This window comes from Polaromonas sp. (assembly GCF_012927415.1).
Lineage (GTDB): Bacteria > Pseudomonadota > Gammaproteobacteria > Burkholderiales > Burkholderiaceae_C > Polaromonas.
In genome coordinates, this window is the sequence record NZ_JABBPF010000138.1 from 1 (window position 1) to 6,752 (window position 6,752).

At 61.7% G+C, this 6,752-nt stretch carries 9 protein-coding genes; 2 read left to right on the forward strand and 7 right to left on the reverse strand.

Annotated features, from left to right (window positions below; translation table 11 throughout):
- The 7 genes from HHJ19_RS12205 to HHJ19_RS12235 all read right to left on the reverse strand — a co-directional run.
- Window positions 1-672 (reverse strand): recombination-associated protein RdgC (locus HHJ19_RS12205; RefSeq protein ID WP_296907717.1); only part of this gene is annotated, 672 nt, incomplete at its 3' end.
- A gap of 142 nt (window positions 673-814) precedes the next feature.
- Complete coding sequence (locus HHJ19_RS12210) at window positions 815-1,369, reverse strand: NUDIX hydrolase (RefSeq protein ID WP_296907718.1); 555 nt, start codon at window positions 1,367-1,369, stop codon at window positions 815-817.
- A gap of 217 nt (window positions 1,370-1,586) precedes the next feature.
- Window positions 1,587-2,282, reverse strand: coding sequence for a fumarylacetoacetate hydrolase family protein (locus HHJ19_RS12215; RefSeq protein ID WP_296907720.1), 696 nt, complete (start codon window positions 2,280-2,282; stop codon window positions 1,587-1,589).
- A gap of 120 nt (window positions 2,283-2,402) precedes the next feature.
- Entirely contained in the window at window positions 2,403-3,404 is a 1,002-nt protein-coding gene (locus tag HHJ19_RS12220) for a tripartite tricarboxylate transporter substrate-binding protein (RefSeq protein ID WP_296907722.1), read from the reverse strand.
- Window positions 3,405-3,736: 332 nt separating this feature from the next.
- On the reverse strand, window positions 3,737-4,039 hold the full coding sequence (locus HHJ19_RS12225) for an antibiotic biosynthesis monooxygenase (RefSeq protein ID WP_296907724.1): 303 nt from the start codon (window positions 4,037-4,039) through the stop codon (window positions 3,737-3,739).
- Between the two features lie 120 nt (window positions 4,040-4,159).
- Window positions 4,160-4,417, reverse strand: a complete 258-nt coding sequence (locus tag HHJ19_RS12230) for a hypothetical protein (RefSeq protein ID WP_296907725.1) — start codon at window positions 4,415-4,417, stop codon at window positions 4,160-4,162.
- Window positions 4,418-4,443: 26 nt separating this feature from the next.
- On the reverse strand, window positions 4,444-5,487 hold the full coding sequence (locus tag HHJ19_RS12235; RefSeq protein ID WP_296907727.1) for an NADP-dependent oxidoreductase: 1,044 nt from the start codon (window positions 5,485-5,487) through the stop codon (window positions 4,444-4,446).
- Window positions 5,488-5,635: 148 nt separating this feature from the next.
- On the opposite strand from HHJ19_RS12235, the gene maiA reads away from it, so the two are divergent.
- Both maiA and HHJ19_RS12245 read left to right on the forward strand, forming a co-directional pair.
- Window positions 5,636-6,274, forward strand: a complete 639-nt coding sequence (gene maiA / locus HHJ19_RS12240) for a maleylacetoacetate isomerase (RefSeq protein ID WP_296907729.1) — start codon at window positions 5,636-5,638, stop codon at window positions 6,272-6,274.
- A gap of 2 nt (window positions 6,275-6,276) precedes the next feature.
- Window positions 6,277-6,752: laccase domain-containing protein (locus HHJ19_RS12245; protein ID WP_296907732.1), on the forward strand; the 476-nt coding region annotated here is incomplete at its 3' end.

The window sequence follows — 6,752 nt, forward strand, 5'->3', positions numbered from 1 at the left end:
ATCGATTTCCAGCGTGTGGCGGGAATAGCGGACGGTCGATTTCTGGTCATCGGGCATCTTCAGTTCGCAGTCTCGGTCAACCGTGAAACTGACTGGCGCTTCCCTGCTTGACAGCCAGTGTGCCATCGCAGTACCGGCTGCCATCGTGGTTTGCACCGGTTTGGCCATGATGCCAGGGCGCGAGCCGGGCACTTCGCTGATCGCTTCAATCAGGTTGCTCACCACCTTGTCGGCACCGGCCAGGCTGCCGGAGTCAACCACCAGAAACTTGTTGACCGGGTCAACCCACAGCGTGGTGGATGAGCGTTTGGTGAAGGCGCGCGGCAGCAGGTCGAGCACGGCTTCTTCCTTGAACTCCTTCTTGATTTTGGCGCTGACGCGTTCGCGGCCGGTTTCCTGCTTGTATTTTTCGACGCGCTGCTCGACCGCGTCTTTCAAGGCCGACGCGGGCAATGGCCGGCGTTCGATGCAAAGGCGCAGGATGACGCTGCCGCCAACCGACTCCACCAGCACCGTGCTTTTGTTGCCACGCGGCGGCACCCAGCCAATGGACTCGGCCTGCGTGGCTCCACAGGGCGTGAATTGGGCTGACTGCAGCGCATCTTCAAGCGCTTCGAGGGGTGGCAGGGTGAAGTCGCTGGCGATACGGAAAAAAGTTGCGGATTTGAACATGTCGTAAGGGGTTGGGTGGCGGATGGTCGGGGTGGCCAGCCGGGGCTTGAGCCCTGCGGGGAGCAAGGTGAGCGATCCGAAATTTTAAGCCACGCCTGAGGTGCAGGCAGCACCTGCTTACATTGACGCGTTGCAGCAAAGCTCAGGCAATATCGGCCACATGCATGCCAAAGCTGCCCTTGCGGCGGTCGGCAAAGTAGTACTCAAGCGTTTCTTTCACCGTCTTGAAGGCGAGCTCGTCCCAAGGGATTTCCGCCTCGGTGAACAGCCTGGCTTCCATGGTTTCGTAACCCGGTTTGAACTCGGTGCTGAGCAGTCGGGCGCGGTAATACAGATGGACCTGGCCCACGCGCACGACGTTCATGACGGAAAACAGGCCTTGCATTTCAAACTGCGCGCCAGCTTCCTCGTCGGTTTCGCGGGCTGCGCCTTCGGCCGTGGTTTCGTCCATCTCCATGAAGCCGGCCGGCAGCGTCCACTTGCCCCGGCGCGGCTCGATATTGCGTTTGCACAGCAGCACCTGTTCGCCTTCCGTGCCCCAGACCGGCACGGTGCCGACGACGTTGAGCGGGTTTTCGTAATTGACGGTGTGGCAGGCGGGACAGACTGCGCGCTGCCGGGTGTCGCCGTCATCAGGCAGGCGATAGATCACGGCGGTGCCGCAGGAGCGGCAGTGTTTCAGGGGGGGACGATGCATCAAAAGAGTGTAGCGGTTTTGGCGCCTGAGCATCGCGTGCGCGACGGCTGCCGTGGAGCCGACACGCTATCAAAAGCATAGCTACGAATAACCATTAATAAAGGACCAAAGCGCGAAATGGCTGAAAAATCGGGTTTTCGGCAGGTGCCGGGACGCAGCGGGACTAAAGCCTTGCCTGCGGCTCACGGAATAGGGCTGTTGACACCTGCCCCGTGAGTTACACGACCTTGACGCTCAACTCGCCCAGGCCGCTGATGCCGCCCATCATGGTGTCGCCGGCGACCACCGCTGCAACGCCTTCGGGGGTGCCGGTGTAAATCAGGTCGCCCGGCTGCAGTTCCCAGGCGGCCGACAGGTGTTCGATGGTTTCGGCAATATTCCAGATCAGTTTGGAGACATTGCTGCGCTGACGGTCTTGCCCGGCCACCTGCAGGTAAATCTCTGCCTTGCCGACATCGCCAGCCTGCGCTGCGGGTGTGATGGGGCCAATCGGGGCGGAGTGGTCATAGCCCTTGCCAATGCACCAGGGACGCCCCTGCTTTTTCATCTCGCCCTGCAGGTCGCGGCGCGTCATGTCAAGGCCTACGGCGTAGCCATAAATATGCTTTTGTGCGTCAGCCGCCTTGATGTTTTTGCCGCCCGTGCCAATTGCCACGACCAGCTCTATTTCATGGTGGAGGTTCTTGGTCAGGCTGGGGTAGGGAATGCTGCCGGTGCTGCCGGCTTCAACCGCCACGATGGCGTCTGCCGGCTTCAGAAAGAAAAAAGGGGCTTCACGGCCCGTGAAGCCCATCTCCTTGGCATGATCTTCATAGTTTCGGCCGACGCAGTAAATGCGGTGGACTGCAAACCGTTCGCTGGAGCCGACAACAGGTACGGAAACTATGGCGGGCGGTGTAAATACAAAACTCATCGCAGGCTTTCCTCTTGAGGTATGAACCGGGGCCTGATGCACCGGGCGGTTTAAAAAACTGGACAGCGCAAGTTTGCGCCCAAAGGCAGGGCGCGGGGTGCCGGGGGACAGGCACAGCACTTATTCGATCTTGATGCCGCGCGTCTGGATGATAGTGCCCAACACGGCGGTTTCTTCCTTGATCCGGCTTCTGAGACCGTCCGACGAGGTGCCGACAGCCTGCCATCCCTGTGAAAACAGTTTTTGCCTGATTTCGGCGTCGCGAATAATGCGCGGCACTTCCTGTGCCAGCCGTGTTTGGGCCGCTCTGGAAAGGCCGACCGGGCCGACCAGCGCGGTCCACACTTCGAGATTGAAGTTTTGTACGCCAGCGTCGGCCAGCGGCGGCACGTCGGGTGCGAGCGCGCTGCGCCCACCCGACAAGCCAATCGCCCTGAGCTTGCCCGACCGGATATGCGGCATGGCCAGGCCCGGCGGAATCAGTGCCATCTGTATCTGGCCGCCCATCATGGCTGTCACCACTTGCGGATTGCCCGGATACGGAATGTGCACCGGCGCAAGGCCGGGGACCCGGCTCTTGAGCAGTTCCATGCCCAGGTGGGCTACCGAGCCATTGCCGACCGAGCCGTAATTCCACTGGCCGCCGGCCTGGCGGGCTGCGGCGAAAAATTCCGCTCCGCCGGGCAGGCTGGCGGGCGCGACCAGCATCAGCGGCGCCGTGGTCAACAGCGAGATGGGCGCAAAGTCCTTGCCGGGCTGGTAGGGCAGGCCGGGGTAAAGCTGCCCCGCCGAAGTCAGGTTGCCATTGATGAGGACGCCCAGGGTATGGTCATCGCTGGCCTTGGCGACCTGGTCGGCGGCAATGTTGCCGGATGCACCCGTCCTGTTTTCAATGATGACGGGCTGGCCCAGCGCCCTGGCCAGCGGCTCGGCCAGCGTACGGGCTGCCATGTCGGGTGTGGAGCCACCGGGAAAGCCCACCAGGATGCGTATCGGGCGGCTCGGCCAGTCTTTTGCTGGTTTCAAGTTGTTTTGTGCGCAGGTCCATGCAGGAAGGGCACAGGCAGCTATTAAAAATGTAGCGCGTAGGGCGTGGTGGGCGCGCACTGCAAATGTCTTCATGAGGTGATTCCGGAGTTTTGCAGGTTTTATTTGAACATTTTTGGCCGCCGATCCGGCAGACAGGCGCCGCAAATTACTCCGGATCACGCCTGAAGGCGCACAGCTGGCGCGGCGGATGACGCGTGCGTTGAGCCGGGCTTAGTAGCGCATTTAGGCGCGCTGGGCAGCACCGGGCCCCCGGAGTCTGGCGTGCTGATGGGCAAGCGGGTGGTCGGACACGAGGCGACCGCCAGGCAGCAACAGCAACAGCAGCCGGGACGGGAAGCGCACGTTGAAAGCCAAAAACTGCAAAAAAGAGGCTGAAAAGCCTCTTTTTTTGTGTCGGGGCTGGCTCAGTCCGACTTGGTCAGCAGCTCGAAGTGCTCGACCGTTACCGGGCCTGCAAAAAACGGCCCGACAATCGCGCGCCAGTCGGCAAAAGCCGGGGACTGCCGAAAATCGACGGTATGGTTTTCCAGCGTCTCCCAGAAAATTTGCAGGATGTAACGCTCGGGGCTTTCGATGCCTTTGTTGACCTGGAAGCCCTGGAATCCCTTGGCTTTGGAAATCACGGTACTGACGCCGCGCTGGATGGCCTCGTCAAAAGCGGCCTGCTGGCCAGGCTGGATGCGGATATCGGCGAGTTCGAGAATCATGAAAATTCCTGTTTTCAGTGGGGTAGATGGCAGGTCTGGCGTCTTGGCTTCGAGCGCGGCGGTCAGCCCGATCCAGCAGCCTGGCCGTAAGTGCTACAGGCGGGCCAAGCGTTCCGGGCATCAAAGGCGGTAGAAACGATCGAAGCGGTAGAGGCCTGCCTGGCGGGTTTTTCGACAATCGCCGGCGCCCAGTTTAGCGCCATCCGATGCACGGCATTCTGGCGCCTTCACAGGGCCAGTCGCGCTCGTGATGCCGCCACACCCGGCGGCATCACCTTCCATGCCGCCGCCAAGGATAATTTTCATAAAATTGTTGCCAATATGGCCTCTTGTCCAATGAATACGGTCATATAACGCTATGAATTTAATAGTATTCAAACGTGCAGGGCCGGCGGCTAAAAACTTCAGGGTGCAGCGACTTGCAGCACCAGCTTGCCGAAGTTCTCGCCATTGAAGAGCTTGAGCAGGGTCTCGGGAAAGGTGTTCAGGCCAACCACCACGTCTTCCCTGCTTTTCATGGTGCCGGCTTTCAGATAGCCGGCCATTTCAGCCACTGCCACCGGGTAGCGGTCGGCGTAATCGAAAACCACGATGCCTTCCATGCGGGCGCGGTTCACCAGCAGCGATAGGTAATTGGCGGGCCCCTTGACCGGCGTGGTGTTGTTGTACTGGCTGATGGCGCCGCAGATGATGATGCGAGCGCCGCGCGTAATTTTCGTCAGGACGAGATCAAGAATCTCGCCGCCGACATTGTCAAAATAAATGTCCACGCCCTTGGGGCAGTGCTCTTTCAGGCCGGCCTTGATGTCACCGGACTTGTAGTCGATGCAGGCGTCGAAGCCCAGTTCGTTGACGACCCAGTCGCACTTGGCCTTGCCGCCCGCGATGCCAACCACGCGGCAACCCTTGAGCTTGGCGATCTGGCCCACGGTCTGGCCGACGGCGCCTGCCGCGCCCGACACCACCACGGTTTCGCCGGCCTTGGGTTGGCCGACGTCAAGCAGGCCAAAGTAGCCGGTCATGCCTGGCATGCCCAGCACGTTGAGCCAGGAGGTCAGGCCGAGCCGCGGATCGATCTTGAACATGCCGCTGCGCTTGATCTGATCCTGCGGGACCAGGCAGTATTCCTGCACGTCGAGCCCGGCATTGACATAGTCGCCGACGGCAAATGCCGGGTTTTGCGAAGCGACCACCTGGCCCACGCCGCCGGCGCGCATGACCGCGCCGATCTCCACCGGCGGGATATAGCTTTTGCCTTCGTTAATCCAGCCTCGCCTGGCCGGGTCGAGCGAAAGGTACAAGGTCTTGATCAGCACGTCGCCCGGACCGGGTTCCGCCACCGCTTCGGTGGTGAAGTTCCAATTGGCGCGCGTGGGCAGTCCGACAGGGCGGCTGGCCAGGCGAATCTGGTGGTTGACGAGTCCGGCAATCGGGGCAGGGGTGCTCATGAGGTGTCTTTCGTGAAATAACAGGTTGAATTCAGCGCCAGATGGTAGCGTCGCACGGCGCAGCGGGGCGTCGCGCAGGCGATCGGCGGGGCCGTCGGGCGATGGCGTTCTGCGCCTCAAAATCCCGTTTAAGTTTATGCTTTCGGTCATGAAACTGCATAACTACTTTCGCTCTTCTGCGTCTTTCCGGGTGCGAATTGCGCTTGAACTGAAGGCTTTGCCCTACGAGTACATTGCAGTGCATATTGCCCGGGGTGACCACAAGAAAGAGCCGTATGCCGCGCTTTCAGCCGATAGGCAGGTGCCGCTGCTGGAGGTGGACGGCGAACGACTGTCGCAGTCCATGGCGATCATCGAATATCTCGACGAAACGCATCCCGTGCCCGCGCTGCTCCCTGCCGACGCGCTGGGCCGTGCCAGGGTGCGCGCGCTGGCGCAGTCGATTTCCTGCGAGATTCACCCGCTCAACAACTTGCGCGTGCTGAAGTACCTGGTCAGGGAGCTCAGGGTAGAGGAAGACGCCAAAAACATCTGGTATCGCCACTGGTGCCGGGAGGGACTGCAGGCGTTTGAGCGCCAGCTCGGCCCATTGCCCGCATCCCGCTATTGCTACGGCGCCACCCCGACACTGGCGGACTGTTGCCTGGTGCCGCAAATCTTCAACGCCCAGCGCTTCAATGTGAATCTTGACGGCTTGCCGCGCACCATGGCCGCTTTTCAGGCTTGCATGGCGCTGCCGGCCTTTCAGAAGGCCCAGCCTTCGGCCTGCCCCGACAGCGAAGCCTGAATATGCCCCAGTCCCTTGCTGCCGGCTGGCTAATCCCGGAGTGGCCCGCACCGCGCGGCGTGCGGGCTGTTTTCACGACCCGTGCCGGCGGCGTGTCGCTGCCGCCGCATGACAGCATGAACCTCGGCGATCATGTGGGTGACGAGCCGGCGCGCGTCGCGGCCAATCGCGCGCTGCTGCAGCGTGCGAGCAGCGCGCGCGCGGTCTTTCTCAGCCAGGTCCATGGCGGCGAGGTGCTGACACTGGCGCCGGACACCGCCGATGGGCAGCCGGCCGATGCCTGCGTCACGGCGCAGCACAAACTGGCCTGCACCATCATGGTGGCGGACTGCCTGCCGGTGCTGCTGACCACGCCAGAAGGGGGCGTGGTTGCTGCGGCCCACGCGGGTTGGCGCGGTCTTGCGGGCGGGGGCAACGCGAGGCCCGGCGTTCTTGCCGCGGTTCATGCGTCATTTTGCGCGTTGGTCCAGCAGTTACG